This window comes from Microbacterium sp. Y356, from assembly GCF_059445355.1.
Genome location: NZ_JCAIUE010000001.1, coordinates 1,206,208 through 1,219,767, shown reverse-complemented (window position 1 = coordinate 1,219,767; position 13,560 = coordinate 1,206,208). Strand labels below are relative to the sequence as shown.

The 13,560-nt window shown below is 65.7% G+C and carries 11 protein-coding genes; 4 read left to right on the top strand and 7 right to left on the bottom strand.

Annotated features, from left to right (window positions below):
• Window positions 1-173 precede the first annotated feature (173 nt).
• The 3 genes from AC1C2Q_RS05860 to AC1C2Q_RS05850 all read right to left on the bottom strand — a co-directional run bounded on the left by AC1C2Q_RS05860 (window position 174) and on the right by AC1C2Q_RS05850 (window position 2,303).
• The gene (locus AC1C2Q_RS05860) at window positions 174-923 is read right to left on the bottom strand and encodes a GntR family transcriptional regulator (protein WP_495430121.1); all 750 of its coding nucleotides are present in this window, start codon (window positions 921-923) and stop codon (window positions 174-176) included.
• 76 nt (window positions 924-999) lie between these two features.
• Window positions 1,000-1,632 carry an NAD(P)-dependent oxidoreductase gene (locus AC1C2Q_RS05855; RefSeq protein ID WP_495449348.1) on the bottom strand — a complete coding sequence of 211 codons (633 nt, stop codon included), beginning with the start codon at window positions 1,630-1,632 and terminating at the stop codon, window positions 1,000-1,002.
• Between the two features lie 173 nt (window positions 1,633-1,805).
• Entirely contained in the window at window positions 1,806-2,303 is a 498-nt protein-coding gene (locus AC1C2Q_RS05850) for a MarR family winged helix-turn-helix transcriptional regulator (RefSeq protein WP_495449347.1), read from the bottom strand.
• A 167-nt stretch (window positions 2,304-2,470) separates the two neighbouring features.
• On the opposite strand from AC1C2Q_RS05850, the gene AC1C2Q_RS05845 reads away from it, so the two are divergent.
• Both AC1C2Q_RS05845 and AC1C2Q_RS05840 read left to right on the top strand, forming a co-directional pair.
• Window positions 2,471-3,958 (top strand): L-serine ammonia-lyase, iron-sulfur-dependent, subunit alpha, encoded by a 1,488-nt coding sequence (locus tag AC1C2Q_RS05845; RefSeq protein ID WP_495449346.1) that lies wholly within the window; start codon window positions 2,471-2,473, stop codon window positions 3,956-3,958.
• Window positions 3,959-3,963: 5 nt separating this feature from the next.
• Window positions 3,964-4,719, top strand: a complete 756-nt coding sequence (locus AC1C2Q_RS05840; RefSeq protein WP_495430119.1) for an AAA family ATPase — start codon at window positions 3,964-3,966, stop codon at window positions 4,717-4,719.
• 31 nt (window positions 4,720-4,750) lie between these two features.
• On the opposite strand, the gene hrpB is transcribed toward AC1C2Q_RS05840, so the two are convergent.
• Window positions 4,751-7,336, bottom strand: coding sequence for an ATP-dependent helicase HrpB (hrpB, locus tag AC1C2Q_RS05835; protein ID WP_495449345.1), 2,586 nt, complete (start codon window positions 7,334-7,336; stop codon window positions 4,751-4,753).
• 266 nt (window positions 7,337-7,602) lie between these two features.
• Window positions 7,603-9,378: an HNH endonuclease signature motif containing protein gene (locus AC1C2Q_RS05830; protein WP_495449344.1), complete on the bottom strand. Its 1,776-nt coding sequence runs from the start codon at window positions 9,376-9,378 to the stop codon at window positions 7,603-7,605.
• A 153-nt stretch (window positions 9,379-9,531) separates the two neighbouring features.
• On the opposite strand from AC1C2Q_RS05830, the gene AC1C2Q_RS05825 reads away from it, so the two are divergent.
• On the top strand, window positions 9,532-10,404 hold the full coding sequence (locus AC1C2Q_RS05825) for an ABC transporter ATP-binding protein (protein WP_495449343.1): 873 nt from the start codon (window positions 9,532-9,534) through the stop codon (window positions 10,402-10,404).
• On the top strand, window positions 10,401-11,135 hold the full coding sequence (locus tag AC1C2Q_RS05820; protein ID WP_495449342.1) for an ABC transporter permease: 735 nt from the start codon (window positions 10,401-10,403) through the stop codon (window positions 11,133-11,135). Before AC1C2Q_RS05825 ends, AC1C2Q_RS05820 begins: the two co-directional genes overlap by 4 nt.
• A gap of 171 nt (window positions 11,136-11,306) precedes the next feature.
• Here AC1C2Q_RS05820 and AC1C2Q_RS05815 read toward each other — a convergent pair whose 3' ends face one another.
• On the bottom strand, window positions 11,307-12,920 hold the full coding sequence (locus AC1C2Q_RS05815; RefSeq protein ID WP_495430114.1) for an SPFH domain-containing protein: 1,614 nt from the start codon (window positions 12,918-12,920) through the stop codon (window positions 11,307-11,309).
• Between the two features lie 95 nt (window positions 12,921-13,015).
• Window positions 13,016-13,444: a MarR family winged helix-turn-helix transcriptional regulator gene (locus AC1C2Q_RS05810; protein ID WP_495430113.1), complete on the bottom strand. Its 429-nt coding sequence runs from the start codon at window positions 13,442-13,444 to the stop codon at window positions 13,016-13,018.
• Window positions 13,445-13,560: the final 116 nt, after the last annotated feature.

Below are 13,560 nucleotides of genomic sequence, written 5' to 3'. Positions count from 1 at the left end.
GGCGCCGGGGTGGCGTTGCCTCGAGTCTCAGCACCGTCTTCGAACGTTCGATGAACACCTCGCCAACGGGGTGCGAAACCGGCCGGTATCCGCCGAAATGGCAGGGACGGCTGTGCACAGCTGTCCAGCTGCCGTCATCAGGATCTGCGTCTGCGTCAGCGTCTGCGTCTGCGTCAGGAGAGGGTGCGGGTCCATCCTCCGGGCTGGGTATCCGACGTTGACGAGGCCTCGAAGGACACGGCGTCGGGCAGATAGCGGTCTTCGGTGAGGTCGAGCGGGCGCCCGTCGCGTGCGAAGGCCTGTCTTCGCACGCGCAGCAGCGGGCTCGACCGGCGCACACCGAGCAGACGTGCATCCTCACTTGAGGCGGCGACAGCGTCGATCCGGTGCGACCCGAACACTTCGCCGTGGCCAGCAGCCTCGAGCACCGCGGCGTGGGAGGGCGTGTCGACGGGCAGCCCGCGTAGCGCGGCAGCGAGCCACGCCGGATACACGGGCCGCTCGACCATCACCACGTGCCCGTCGAGACTGCGCAGTCGGGTGAATCGCAGCACGAGAGACCCCTGCGCGATCCGCAGCATCCGTGCCTCATCTGCAGTCGCTTGCGACTCCTGCTCCTGGACGGCCAGTCCACCCGGGGTGAGACCGCGATTCTTTGCCCATTGGGCGAAGGATCCGAACGCGGCGAGGCCCTGCGTGTGCGCCGACGACTGCACTATCCACCCGGCGCCGGGACGCGAGGAGACAGTGCCGCGCCGGGCGAGCTGAGCCAGGGCGCTGCGCACGGTGCCGCGCGCGACGCCATGTTCGCTAGCCAGGGCCTGTTCGCCCGGCAGCATGGACCCGACAGGGAACTCTCCGTCGGCGATCCGCTGTGCGAGACGGTTCGCGACATCGCGATAGCGCGGCGCGTCGATGGTCACGCCACCAGTCTGGCCCAGAACGGCGGGGGCTGGCTTCCGCGGCGTAGCCCTTGCCTCTGTGCCACCGGAGCGCAACCTATTTAGCGTCGGTGACGACGACGACCTGACGAATGAAGGTGTCTTCCACTGCGGAGTGGAGGAGGAAGTCGGCGACGTTGGCGCGGGAGGTTGAGGGGAGGATCGGCAATTTCGTGACGTCCTCAAGCGCGACCGCGGCATAGCGTGTGCCGTCGCGGTCGTTCAACATTCCGGGGTACTCGAGTGTCCATTTCAGGTCGCTGGCACTCAAGAGCACTTCCGAGGCAGCCTTGTCTGCGTACTTCTTGCGCAGCGCAGTGCGGAATATCAGGCCAGCCAGGAACGAAGCCTTTGCGAGAGAAGCGCCGACTCCGAATGCGGACACGATGACGAAACGGTCAACGCCTGACGTCTGGGCGGACGCGATGACGGCGCGGACAGTGTCTGTGATCAGTGTCGGGGTTTCGCGAACGTTGTTGGCCCCGAGCGTACTGATCACCGCGTCGTGGCCTCGGGCTGCCGCCGCGATCACAGCGGCGTCGGTGACATCACCGCTGACGATGTGAGCGCGCGGGTCAATTTTGGCGTCGGCCCTCCGAACGAGGGCGGTGACCTGGTGGCCCTGATCGAGCGCTTTTTTGACAAAGGGGACGCCGGTGCGGCCGGTTGCTCCAAGGACAAGGAACTTCATGATATTTCGCCTTCAGTTGATGGATGAATGGGCGTTCTGATGAGCGGCTAGTTTGGGCCCGCATCATCGCAATCACTCATCCATCACCGAAAACTCGTCAACAACATTGACGATAATAGTCATGAAAGTTGACTAATGTCAAGGCGAAGCCGGGGCTCGCGGTCGGTCGCTTGTCACTGCGTTTCGGGAGAGCGGGGCTCTGGACGGCGCGGTGCGAGTCGGACAGGGCTACTCGCATACGGATCAGTGATGTCGCGGAGTTGATCCAAGATCTGTTGCAGCAACGTGAAGTTACGTGTGCCCAGATAGGACTCCCACTCCGAGAGGATCTCGTCGAGTGTTGCCGTGGCGACCTCGACCGCCCGCAGGCCGCGTTCCTCGAGCACGATCAACCGGGTGCGGCCATCCTTCGGGTCAGGGACCCGCCGAACATAGGCCAAACGTTCCAGCTGATCAACCAGCACGCTCGCGCTCTGCTTGCTCATCTGCGCCTGGTCAGCAAGGTCTGTGAGGCGCGAGCCTTCCGGGGCGATGCGTTGGAACACTCGACACTGGGTGAGTGTCCAGTCGTTAAATCCAGCATCTTGAACGGCCCGGAAGATTCGGTTCTCGGTGTATCGATACGGGATTAACAACGACAGCCCTAGATCAATCCGCTGCTCGTCGTTCATATCGCTCCCGATTCTCTCGTCGTTCTGGTCTGACGAGGTCTACAGATGTCGTCGGTCTGGTTGAACGACGACAGTAGTAAAGGTACCTGACTATGTGCACGCGATACTCGGCGAGACGTGTGCCTCCGCTGAACTGCGCGACGTTCTCACGGCGTAGCCTGGGAGGCGTGACAGCGTACGTCTCGGCATTCGACTTCTTCTCCATCGGGGTGGGGCCTTCCAGCTCCCATACCGTGGGGCCGATGCGCGCAGCACGGGACTTCGCCCGACGGCTGAGCGCCAGCGGCGCACTTGCCGATGTGGCACGAGTGACGTGCACGCTTTATGGTTCGCTCGGAGCGACGGGTATCGGACACGGCACACCGGATGCTGTCGTGGCAGGTCTGCGCGGACTCGCTCCCGAGACGTGTGAACCCGGCGAAGTGCGTGCCGCCTGGACGAACTTCCCCGATGGAGCAGTGCTGCTCGTCGACGGCATTCACGAGGTCGCGTTCGCGAAGGACGACATCCAGTTCGCGCCGCGCACACGGTTGCCGGGGCATCCGAACGCGATGACGCTCACGGCCCTTTCTGGCGATGGCGCTGCGCTCGCAGAGGAGACCTACTACTCGATCGGTGGGGGATTCATTCGACGGGAGGGCGAGGACGTTCAGATCGCCGCGCACGGGTTCCCTTTCGCGTACCCCGACGCCGCATCGCTGCTGGAGCTGTGTGACGAGCATGGACTCTCGATTGCCGAAATCGCTCGCCGCAACGAGATGGCACTTCGCTCTGAAGACGAAGTCGCGGCCGGTCTCGATGCGATCTGGGATGCGATGGCGTCGTGTGTCGACGCCGGTCTGCACGCGGATGGCGTGCTGCCGGGCATCCTCAAGGTCAAGCGTCGCGCCGGCGCGATTCGCGAGCAGTTGGAATCTGCTGAAGCCGACGGTGCGCGGGAGATCCCTGGCGAGTGGCTAGGTGCCTTTGCGCTCGCCGTCAATGAGGAGAACGCTGCTGGGGGACGAGTCGTCACCGCGCCGACCAACGGTGCTGCAGGCATCCTTCCCGCTGTCGCGATGTACTGGTGGCGATTCCTCGCTGACTCAGGACTCGGGGCGGGCAATGCCGTCACGCCGTACGGCGAGCTCGTCGGCAGTGCGCTGCTCGGGTTCGGTGGCGAGATAGCGGACATACAGGATGCCGATGGCGAGGTGGTCGCCGAGGCGAACCGTCGCCGTGGCATCCGTCGATTCTTGCTCACCGCCACCGCACTCGGAGCGCTTTTCAAGGCAAACGCGTCGATTTCTGGTGCGGAAGGCGGATGCCAGGCCGAGGTCGGTGCTGCGTGCGCGATGGCCGCAGCCGGGCTGACCGCGGTGATGGGCGGCACCAACCGGCAGATCGAGAATGCCGCGGAGATCGCGATGGAGCACCACCTGGGTCTCACCTGCGACCCGATCGGCGGGCTCGTGCAAATTCCCTGCATCGAACGCAACGCTATTGCGGCATCCACTGCAGTGACCGCTTCGCGCCTTGCCCTGCGCGGCGACGGACATCACTATGTCTCGCTGGATGCCGTCGTCGAGACGATGCGGCAGACCGGACTCGACATGTCTACGAAGTACAAGGAGACCAGCGAGGGCGGTCTCGCGGTCAACGTCATCGAGTGCTGAGCGGGATGGATTCGTTCTGGGACCCCAATAGTCGTCGCCGACGTCAGCAGCCGGTGGTCGCTGTCATACCGACTGAGGATGCGCCGACGCCCGGCGGTCGCTGGCCGACGAACATTCCGGCTGTTGCCCAGGTGCTGCGAGACGGGATCGACCTCGATCCTGGCATCACGTTCCTCGTCGGCGAGAACGGAAGCGGGAAATCCACCATTGTGGAGGGAGTGGCGCTTGCCTACGGTCTTTCGCCCGAGGGCGGATCCCGCCAGGCGCAGCACAGTACTCGTTCGACCGAATCGCCGCTGTCGGACTGGCTCCGCCTCCAGCGCGGCGTCGGCGCCAGCAGATGGGGCTTCTTTTTGCGCGCCGAGACGATGCACTCGTTCTACACATATCTGGAGGAGAATCCCTCGATGACGTCGCCGGACGTCGCCTTTCACGAGATGAGCCACGGCGAATCGTTCCTCGCGCTCTTGGAGAGTCGATTCGATGAGCCAGGGTTCTACTGCCTTGACGAGCCAGAGGCGGCCCTGTCGTTCGGATCGACGCTGTCCCTGATCGCCGTGCTTCGACGAATCGTCGACGATGGCGGCCAAGTACTGTGCGCGACTCACTCACCGGTCCTCGCTGCTCTTCCCGGCGCGCGGATACTGGAGGTCGGCGACTGGGGCATCCGCCCTGTCGACTGGCACGATCTCGAGATAGTGAACCACTGGCGGTCGTACCTGGAGTCTCCGGAGCGCTATCTCCGTCATCTGCTCGATTAGATGTTGCGCCGTGGTGGGGTATCTGCGCCGCTCATTGCTGCGCAGCGCGTCGCGTGGTGTGCCGGGTGGGCGCCGTGGACCAGGGATCCTCGGGCCATGGATGCTTTGGGTAGCGGCCACGCATCTCGGCGCGCACCTGCGAGTATGGGCCGGCCCAGAACGATGCCAGGTCGTCGGTCACAGCAAGGGGATGTCCGCCGGGAGAGAGCAGATGGAACAGCACCGGCACGCGGCCCCTGACGAGACGCGGCGTTTCTGCCCAACCGAAGCACTCCTGCAGTTTCACCGCCACGACAGGCCTTGCCGTTGGGTCATCGACAGGTGGGTAGGTAAGACGGACGCGTGATCCGCTGGGTACCTCGAGGCGTTCGGGAACCAGTGCGTCGAAGTCGGCTGCGGCAGGCCAGGGAAGCACGCGCCGGAGCGCCGAGGTCAGGTCGATGCGCGCGGCGGGGATGCCGGTGGCGAGGTTCGAGAGCTCAGGGCCGAGCCAGGAATCGAGGGTGCCGAGGAGTGCAGCATCGGAGACATCCGGCCAGGGGGACCCGAGCTCGCGATGCAGCAGAGCGAGGCGCCGCCGCAGGCTATCTGCGGCCTCTGACCACGTGAACACCCCGAGGCCTTGTTCCTCGACGGCACGGCGAGCGGCATCTCGGCCGCCTTCACCCGCCTGAACGCGCACGGGGACGGACGAGCGGACGATCGCGCCGAGCCGGCGCTCGCGACGCGCCTGGACGCGACCATTCACGAACTGCGCTTCGATCCGGTCGGTGATCAGATGGGCCGCTGCCTGCTCTGCCTGGCTCTCCGAGATGGCGGCAGCGGAGCGGATGATCGCTCCGGTTCCTGCGGCAGCTCGACCCTGAGCGCGCGTGACATCGGCCACCGCCAGCCACTCGACACCTGCGAGCGGACCTGCGATCCCCGCACGGGTTCCGGACGCGAGGAGGAAGGTGGCACCGTGCGCCGAGTGGTCGACGCGGCGGGCGATCCGCTCGGGGAAGGCGAGTGCGATCAGAAGTCCGACCTGATCGGCGCCCCCGCGCTCTGCGCCGGTCTTACTGTTCCTGCTGATCTTGCTGTCGGTGGAAGTGAAGCGTTCGAGGCGCCGGACTTCCTGCTCCCAGCGGCGGGTGTCGGGGCTTCGTCCGTTTCTTAGCGCGATGAGTGTGGCCGTGACATCTCCGTCAGCGATACGGAGCTCACCGCCGATCAGCGCGACGACCTCGGCCGCCATGCGCCCGCCGACCAGCACACTCCCGTCGCGAAGCGCGCGGGCAAGACGCGGATCAGTCGGAATGCGGGCGAGCTGCCGGCCCTCTGCGGTGGCCCGTCCATCAGTGGAGATCGCGCCGAGTCCGTGCAGCACGGCGAGGGCGTCACGCAGGCTGTCGGCGGGAAGCGGATCAACCAGCCGGAGCCCTGCGCCGCCTGGTGCACCCCAGCAGGCGAGGAGCAGGGCAGCATCGGTGAGATCCGTCGCTTGGATCTCGGGGGCGGGGCGCGCGGGTGCCGCGGCGTACGTCCGCTCGTCGACGCATCGGACCACGATGCCCGGTCCCTGTCGGGTGGCGCGCCCGGCGCGCTGGATAGCGGATGCGCGGGATACAGGCCCAGTGACAAGACCACTCATCCCTCGCGCCGCATCGCGTTGCGGTGCACGAGACAGGCACGTATCGACGACGAGGCGAACGCCGGGGACGGTCAGCGAGGATTCGGCGAGTGACGTCGTGACGATGATTCGGGCTGGCTGATCGGGGGTTCTCCCGCTGATCACGGCATCCTGCTCGGCGGCGGGGATTTGGCCGTGCAGTTCGCGGACGTCGAACTCCGCGGCGAGACTTCGGATGCGTCTGGCGATCTCGGATACCTCGCGCGCTCCGGGCGCAAAGACGAGGGCGTCGGCGGTCGGGTTGCTGCGCACCAGATCGCGGTGCGCGGCAACCGCCGTGCTCGCGACGTGGTCGAGGAAGGCCCAGGTCACCCCGCGCTCGTCCAGTCGCGGGGTGGGGCTCGGCGCCCAGCGCACGTCGAGTGGATGCGCGGGAACCGTCTGATTCACGATTGGGGCAGGCGACGCATCCGTACCGAGGACCGTCGCGAACCGATCGGCGTCAAGAGTCGCAGACATCGCGACGAGGACGAGGTCTTCGCGTAGTTCCCGAACCTCGCCGAGCAGTCCGATCAGCAGATCCGTCTCCAAAGCGCGCTCGTGCACCTCGTCGATGATGACTGCGCCGATTCCTTCGAGTCCTGGGTCATCGAGCAGACGGCGCAGCAGCACTCCGGCGGTCACGAACTCAATTCGGGCGGAGGGTTCCACGTGGCGCTCGCCGCGTACGGTGAACCCGACGCGGGAGCCAAGGGGCGATCCGTCCAATTGCGCGAGCCGTCGAGCGGCGGCGCGGGCGGCGACCCGTCTTGGCTGAGTCACTATGACTCGGCCAGGGACACGATCGGCAACGATCGGCGGGACGAGCGTGGTCTTGCCCGTACCTGGTGGCGCGCTGATGGCTACGGATGCGCTCCGGTCGAGTGCGGCGCGCAGATCATCGACGGCGGAGGCGAACGCGAGCCCGCGACCGATCCTCGACGGGTCGAACGGGGCGCTGGTCACCCCTCCAGTCTCTCAGCGTTCGAGGCGCGTGCGCGTGCAGGTCAGTTTCGCGGCGTGGGTGCGTGGGTGCGTGGGTGGGTGCGTGCGGGGTGCGGGGTGCGGGGTGCGTGGCGCGTGCAGGTCAGTCTCGCTGCGCGCTTAGGGATCAAAACGAGGCGGTGGCCGTCTGGTCGCAGTAGCGACGTCGGGGCATCGCGTGGGGTCAGGGCGGTGCGACGACGCGAGTGCTGAGGTCGTCGACATCCGAGCGCATCGAGATGCTGCATTCACCATGTCGCCCAGGCTCGGTCTTTCTCGGCACCGAGGGCTTCGTCGACGGCGGTGTAGTTATGGTGTGGTGATCGCCAGCGGGCGTAGGGGTCCCACCAGTTCGGGCCTCGGATTTCGGGCATGCCGTTGCGCATGCGGATGAGCCAGATGTTCTCGTCGAGGGTGCGGTGGTGGTGCCAACATAGGGGTACCCCGTTGCTGGTGTGAGTGGGCCCACCCAGGGCGTGTTCGGTCACGTGATGGATTTCGCACCATTCTGCACGGATGTCACACCCGGGGATGAGGCATTGTCGGTCTCGGAGCACGATCGCCCGGCGTTGGCGGGCGTTGAAGATCCGCGCGGTGGTGCTGATTCCCACGATCGCACCGTGTTCATCGAACAGTACGCGTTCGATGCCGCCTGCGCATGCGGCGTGGTCGGCGGCGCCGAGGGGCACGTCGTATCCGGCGCCCTCTACCGTCGCGCGGCCGGTGCGGTGGATGTAGTTGTCGGCACGCACTGAGACGACGAGGGTTGGTGCGGCACCACCGAGGGTGGGCATGCCATCGGATGCGGCAGCGACCATGATGATGCTCGCGAACGCGTCGTGCCGTTTCTGCGCATGCGTGCGAAGATCAGCCGTCCCCGACGCGGGCGAGGCGGCTTTGTGGTCCGGGAGACCGTCGGCACGGCCGGAGAGACCATCACTCTCACTGGCGGGCGCGGTGCCGGGTGCCGTGCTGTACTTGGCGGCGAAGCGATCACGGTCATCAGCGGCACCGTCGCCGTCGCCGTCGACACTGTCGTCGCCGGCGTCGCCCCGGTCGCCCCCGTCGTCGTCGGAACCCCGGTCGTCAGCGGCAGGGGCGCCTGCATGGTCGTCGCCTACACGGTCGTCGTCGGAACCCCCGCGGCCGGAACCCCCGTGGCCGGAACCCCCGTCGTCAGCACCATCACCGTCGCCGTCGTCGTCAGAGGACCGGAATCGCACCGCGCCTCCCGCACTGGCCTCGTCATCGACTTTGGGGTTCATCAGACTGTCGAAGAGTTTCTGCAACTGCGCCGCGACTTCCGGGAGGAGCTCACCACGCACAGGCACGGATCCGTCCCGGAGCCGCCCGATCGTGAAGAACCGGCGGCGCTTGCCTGCCCGATCTTTCGGCTCCGCACCGTCCGGGTCGAGCCGGTCGATGATGTGCGCGGTCAACCCGGCCAGCTCATCCGTTGTGGGCGGTGGTGCCGTCTCGCAGGTGTCGGTGCTGTCGCCATCCAACGCCAGCCCACGCGCGAAGCGTGCGAGTACGGCATCCGCCGCCAACCGATCCGCCGCCCCGAGACGCCTGGCCTTCAGCAACGGTGTCGTGCAGGCCAGAAACCCACTCAACGACATCACCCCATCGGCCAGCGCGGCCGACAACTCCGGGAACACCCCTGGCAAAAGCTCGCCCGAGGTGATGTCCAGATCCCGGTGCACCGCCGCCACCGCCGAGACATATCGCCGGGCCGCGTGCCCATCCACCAACAGTGTGCGTCGGAGGAGTTCGGCGGCGTCCCGGCATCCGAGTTGTGTCGTCAACCTCGCGTCGCGTTCGCACTGGTCCCGCTCGACCACCCGGTCTGTCGCTTCAACGATCGCACCGTCCACCCGCCGTTGAATACTGCCGAGAGCCTGAATGATGCCCAACAGTTCACCGTCGTCCGCGAACCGTACCCCGCCACGTGCCGCAGAAGCAGACATCGCATCGGCCAACTGCCGATCGATGCTCTCCAACTCCTGCACAAGCGATGTCATACCTCCATTCAACCGCAGGCCACAGACATTCATCCGTCGGATAAAGCCCAGATCAGAAGCTATTCACGAACGGTGGATAACTCCACAAAACGCCAAACCTGTGCAGAACAATAGGGCTGGCCCCGAGGCCGCGGCAGGTCGATAATTCATCACATGACGATTAATGCGCGCGCGAGAGATCACGACGCCGTGGTGATCGAAGATCTGCGCGTCCGCCGTGGGAAGCGCGGCGTGTTCGATGGACTGTCGCTGCGCATCCCGAAGGGCGAGGTGATCGGGCTTCTCGGTCCGTCCGGGTGCGGCAAGACGACTCTGATGCGCACGATCGTCGGCGTGCAGCGCACGCAAGGCGGATCAGTGACTGTGCTCGGCGAGGCCGCTGGATCTCCTGGCCTCCGTCGTCGAGTCTCTTACGGCACGCAGGGCGCGGCTGTGTACACCGACCTCAGCGTGCGCGAGAATCTGCGGTATTTTGCATCCGTGCTCGGCGCTCCGCGCACTGATGTTGATCGAGTGATCGCCGAGGTGGGCCTCAACGACCACGCGCAACAGTCCGTCGCTGCTCTCAGCGGCGGCCAACTGAACCGGGTGTCATTGGCAGTTGCGCTGCTTGGTTCTCCTGAACTGGTCGTTCTCGACGAGCCGACGGTGGGCCTTGACCCGGTGCTGCGCGCCGAACTCTGGGCATTATTTCGTCGCATCGCCGATGCTGGCACCACGATGCTCGTGTCGAGCCACGTCATGGATGAGGCCCTGCGTTGCGACCGGCTGCTACTCATGCGCGAGGGGCGAATCATCGCCGACACGACTCCGCAGGGCCTCCTCGAGGCGACGGGTGAGATGGATGCCGAGGCAGCCTTCCTTGTGTTGATCGAGCGCGACACCACGCGCGAACGCGACACCCCGAGCGAACGCGACACCACAGGCGAACGCGACACAGAGAGTGAACGCGACACAGCGGACGAGCACAGCAGCATTTCAGCGCATCCTGAGACGCGTCGCTCGCGGCGGGAGGGGGAGCGATGAACTTCCGCCGCACTCTCGCCACCGCTGGTCGCGTGCTCAGCCAACTGCGCCACGATCCGCGCTCGATCGCGCTGATGCTCATCGCCCCGAGCCTGCTGGTGGGGCTGTTCGCCTGGCTGTTCGCCGATCAGGAAGGAGTCTTCGACCAGTTCGGCGGAGCGATCCTGGCGCTATTCCCGTTCATCGTGATGTTCCTGATCACCTCGATCACGACGCTGCGTGAGCGACGGTCAGGAACCCTCGAGCGGTTGATGACCACGCCCCTCGGCAAAGCCGACTTCATCCTCGGCTACGCCCTCGCGTTCGGGCTGATGGCTATCGTGCAGGCAGTGATCACGGTTGCCTTCGCCGTCTACGTCTGCGGCTTAGGGGTCGACGGCCCGCTCTGGCAGCTGGGTTCGGTGGCGGTGGTGGATGCCGTGCTCGGCACAGCCCTGGGACTACTGGCCAGCGCTTTCGCGCAGACGGAGTTCCAGGCAGTGCAGTTCATGCCGTTGCTGGTGTTTCCTCAGATCATCCTCGGCGGGCTGTTCATGCCGCGGGATCAGATGCCCGACGTGCTGTATGCGATCTCGGACTGGTTGCCGCTCAGTCATGCGATCGACGCGATTCAGGCGGTCGCTGCAGGGGATGCGGGATGGGACGTCGGGGGCCCGTTGCTGATCGTGGCGGCGTTCGCGGTCGGCTTCCTCGTGTTGGCGCCGCTGACGCTGCGGCGCCGAACGCAATGACGCTGCGGCACCGCTAACGCTGCGGCACCGCTAACGCTGCGGCACCGCTAACGCTGCGGCGCCGAACGCAATACGCGCAGACCGAACGCAGCGACTCGCAGCCGGCTGAGACCTAAAAATGCCCCGCCGTGGATCTCAAGAGATCCGCGGCGGGGCATTCTGGTCTGAATCTCAGATTACAGCGGGCGGAGCCGGGGGAGTTGCTTCGGACTCAGGAGCCTTCGCCTTGGCGCGCTTGGGTGCCGTGGCAGGCGCAGGCGCCTGCGCCTCCGCGATGCCCGTGCCGATACCCCGGCCGACGGCCTGGCCCTGGATGATCGCGGCGAGGTCGAGCCCGGTGGCCGAGCTCACACTGTCGAACACTGACTTCAACGCCTTCGCGCTGTCAGCACCGACGACGCTGGAGGCGCCGTCTTCGCCGGAGCCGCCAATGATCGAGACACTGCCGATCGTGGCGTAGCCCTTGGCGAACTCGCTCATGATGTCCGGCAGGACGTCAAGCACGCGCTGAGAGAGGAATGCTTCCTGGTTCGACGCGATGGCCTTTGCCTCTGCTTCGAGGGCGGATGCTCGCGCGTCACCCTCCGCACGAATGGCGTCGGCTTCTGCGTTGGCACGAAGGCGGCGGGCCTCGGATTCGGCTTCGGCGAGAGCACGGAGTGCGTTTGCTTCACCGGTTGCCTTGGCTTCTGCGGCGTGGGCTTCACCAGCCGCGCGGGCCTTGTCAGCCTCTGCCTGCTGTTCGGCGATGCGGGTGCGTGCCTCTGCCCGCTTGACCTCTTCGATCGCTCCGGCCTCGGCCGCCTTCTCGCGAGTGTAGAGCTCAGCCTGAGCGCGGGTTTCGGCCTCGTATCGCTGTGCATCCGCGACACGCTTGACGTCGGCATCCAGCTGCGCCTGGCGGTTCTCTGCCTGCTGCTGGAGAACTGCCTGCTCGGCCTGGGCGCGGGCGAGGTGCTCTGCCTGCTCTGCCTCAGCACGGGCACGGCCGATACCGGCGTTCGAGTTGGCGGTGTTCGTGTCGAGGGCGGTCTGCTCGACCAGGTTCGATTCCTGGTTGGTGATGACCTTCTGGTTGATCGCACGATCGGCGTTGGTCTGCGAGATCTCGGCCGACTGGCGCTTCGACTGGATCTCCGGCGCACCGAGCGACCGGATGTAGCCGACGGCGTCGGTGATGCCCTTGATCTGGAACGAGTCGAGGATCAGACCCTGCTCGGCGAGATCCTGTGAAACGTCAGCAGCGATCTGGTCGGAGAACTTCTTGCGATCGCGCATGAGTTCGACGACGGAGAGTGTGGCGACGATACCGCGGAGAGCACCTTCGAGCTGCTCGGTGGTGAACTGCTCGATGGCGGCATCCTGCGAGGCGAAACGCTCTGCGGCCCGGCGCACGTAGAGCGGATCGGAGCCGATCTTCACGATCGCGACGCCATCGACGTTCAGAGTCACGCTGTCCAGCGACTGCGCCTCGGCGTTCAATGAAACCTGGCGCGAGCGCAGCGAGATGATCTCGTGGCGCTGCGTGATCGGGTTGACGAGCGATTTGCCGTTCACGATGACCGTAACGGGCGAGTCGATGGTCTCGGAGCTGCTGGTGCCATCCGCCGAGACGATCGCGCGTTGCACCTTCTGCTTGCGGCCCGAGATGACCAGCGCCTCATCTGCGCGCGCCACCTTGATCCAGCTGCGTGCGAGCAGCAGTGTGATCAGACCGACCACGATCAGGACGACGACACCGATGCCGACGAAAATTAGGATGCCGAAGGCTCCTGCGATCTCCATGTATGTACCCTCCCTGTGGTCCGCTTTCGCGGAAACTACACAGAGTCGACTATGCCAGACATGGCCGACGAACAACGGGGCTGTGGATACTTCGGTCAGACCTCGCGGAGCTTTTCGGTCAGCTCTCGGAGCGTGCGCAGTTCGCCGTCGTTGAGGCGTGACATCTGCTTCGCGATCGAGCGGCCATGTACCAATGCCACTTCGCGGAAGGCCCGAGCGCCGGCATCCGTCGCTCTAAGCAGTGCACCGCGTCCGTCTTCCGGATCGGGACATTTGGCGATCAGGTCCCTCGCGACCATTCGATCGACGAGGCGCGAGACGCTGGGCTGGCTGATGAGCATGTTCGCTGTCACGTCGCGCAGGCGAGTGGTCATCTCCGGTGCACGCGTGACGGTGAGGAGTACGTCGTACTCGGCCTGCGTGATCGGAGTGTTCTCGAAGTCTGCCGCCATCGCGGCGAAGAGTTCATGCTGCGCGCGGAACAGGCCTTCCCACGCTTCGAGCGCGAGCTTACGGTCTGTCATAACAACAGAGTAACGGAATGGTGAAGGGCCGGTCGGAGAGGCTCCCGACCGGCCCTTGTCCCTTGCACCAAGAGTGTCCTGCAATCACATGCGGTGTATGCCACAGCAAACATTCA